Origin of the sequence: Dietzia sp. E1 (genome assembly GCF_014145015.1) — a bacterium.
In the GTDB taxonomy this organism is placed as follows: Bacteria; Actinomycetota; Actinomycetes; order Mycobacteriales; family Mycobacteriaceae; genus Dietzia; species Dietzia cinnamea_A.
Map to the genome: position 1 here is coordinate 1 of NZ_JAALDU010000442.1, position 2,147 is coordinate 2,147.

Here is a 2,147-nt window from a genome sequence, read left to right on the forward strand (position 1 = left end):
TCGTCTCCGACTAATGCTGCGACTTTGGCGCCCGTTCGGATATCGATGCCCTCCTCTCGGTGGATCCGCTCGAAGAACGTTGATACGTCGGGAGCAGTGACCCGCTCGAGGACGCGAGTGGTCGCCTCGAGCACGGTGACTTCCAGGCCCAGTGCCCGTAGTGAGGCGGCCGTCTCAAGTCCGATGTAGCCGCCCCCGACGATCACCACCCGCCGCCCGGGGGCGGCGGACGTGCGGATCAACTCGACGTCTGCGGCGGTACGAAGGTAATGGACCCCGGCGAGATCGGCCCCAGGAACGCGGAGCTGACGAGGGCGGGCTCCCGTGCACAGCGCGAGCTTGTCGTATGTCAGTGTGTCGCCGGTGCTCATAACGATGTGCCCAGCCGAGCGGTCGATCGCCTCCACGTGCGCGTTGAGAAGCTGGATTCGCTGCTTGGAGTAGAAGTCCGAACTGCGGATGGTGATCTCGTCGAGGGTGGTTTTCCCGGCGAGATACGCCTTCGACAGTGGCGGGCGCTGGTAGGGCACCGTGGGCTCCTCGCCGATGAGGACGATCTCACCGCTCCACCCGTCCTGCCGTAGGCTCGCCGCGAGTTGGGCTCCGGCATGGCTGGCACCGATGATGAGGGCTCGCTGCGATGTCATGTGCCGGATTTCGGGGTGAGGCGCACCATCATCTTGCTGATACCCCGCACGAAGTTGGACTGCACGTACTCGGGTTCGCCGACGACCTCGATGTTCTCGAAGCGGGGGAGCAGCTCTTCCCAGAGGATCCGCAGCTGCATTTCGGCCAGTCGGTTGCCCATGCACCGGTGTACGCCGAACCCGAAGGAGATGTGGTTGCGGACGTTGGCCCGGTCGATGATGAAGTCATCGGGCCGCTCGAACACACGCTCGTCGCGGTTGCCTGAGGCGTACCACATCACGACCTTGTCACCCTTACGGATGAACTGACCGTTCAAGATAGTGTCAGTCTTGGCGATTCGGCGCATGTAGGCCAGCGGCGTTTGCCACCGGATTATCTCGGAGACCATGTTGGGGATCAGGTCAGGGTTGGACTTGAGCTTTTCGAACTGGTCTGGGAACCGGTTCAGCGCCAGAACGCCACCACTCATCGAGTTCCGGGTCGTGTCGTTCCCTCCGACGATCAACAGCACAAAGTTGCCCATGAATTCCATCGGGCGGTCGATCAGATCCTTGGTGTTCTCGTTGCTCTGCAGCATGGTGACCAGGTCGAAACCGGGTTCCTCCCCCTCTGCTAACCGAGCCTTCTTGTCGTACCACAGAGAACTCAGACCGCTCGCCATCTCGCGCATTCCGTCGAACGTCTCGTCGAGGTCCGCAGGACCACCGTTCGCTTCCTCGAACGAAGTTGCAATATCTGACCAGTACACGAGTTTGTGACGTTCCTCGTATGGGAAGTCCAAGAGCGTCGCGAGCATTCGAGCTGTCAGTTCGATCGAGACAGCCTGGACCCAATCGAACGGCTGATTCACCGGCAAGTCGTCTAGTACCTCGCGAACCCGAGACCGAATGAGCGTCTCCATCTCGCGCAGGTTCTTCGGCGCCACCACCCCCTGCACAGCTGCTCGCTGCACGTCGTGGCGCGGTGGGTCCATCGCGATGAACATCTCGATATCGAGAAAACGAGGCGGGGCCCCGATCACTATCATCGGCTCGGCGGAGAAGACCTCATGGTTCTTATCGACCGCGATGATGTCTTCATGTCGGGTCACTGACCAGAACGGCCCGAACGCACTGTTGGGCTGAAAGTGGACCGGAGCCTCGTTTCGCAGGCGCTCATAGTAGGACTGCCAGCGGCCTTGGCGATAGAGAAAGGGATTACTGAGGTCGATGTCGGCGAGTTCGACGTCCTCGACGGGGGGGATGGGCTTCTCTACGAAGAGCTTCTTCCCATTCGTCCTTGTCACCCAGCGCCGAGTCCTGTCGTACAGATGGGCGCCCCGGATCTGCAGATCCATCGGGATGGCCGACTGAACCTTGTCGCCGATCGTATCGGAAACCTTCACGTGTCTCACCTTGTCTTTCGTCGTTACATCTGGAACGTCGTTACATCTGGAACTCTGGCACCTGGACGGTAAGGCCGTCCCAATCCGCGGACGCGGTCATCTGGCACGACAGTCG

2 protein-coding genes are annotated in these 2,147 nt (G+C 60.9%); both read right to left on the minus strand.

From position 1 onward, the window contains the following. Positions 1 to 647 (minus strand): FAD/NAD(P)-binding oxidoreductase (locus G6030_RS13650; RefSeq protein WP_182643496.1); only part of this gene is annotated, 647 nt, incomplete at its 3' end. Beyond that, positions 644 to 2,032, minus strand: a complete 1,389-nt coding sequence (locus G6030_RS13655) for a cytochrome P450 (protein WP_182643497.1) — start codon at positions 2,030 to 2,032, stop codon at positions 644 to 646. The genes G6030_RS13655 and G6030_RS13650, both read right to left, overlap by 4 nt. Between the last annotated feature and the right edge of the window lie 115 nt (positions 2,033 to 2,147).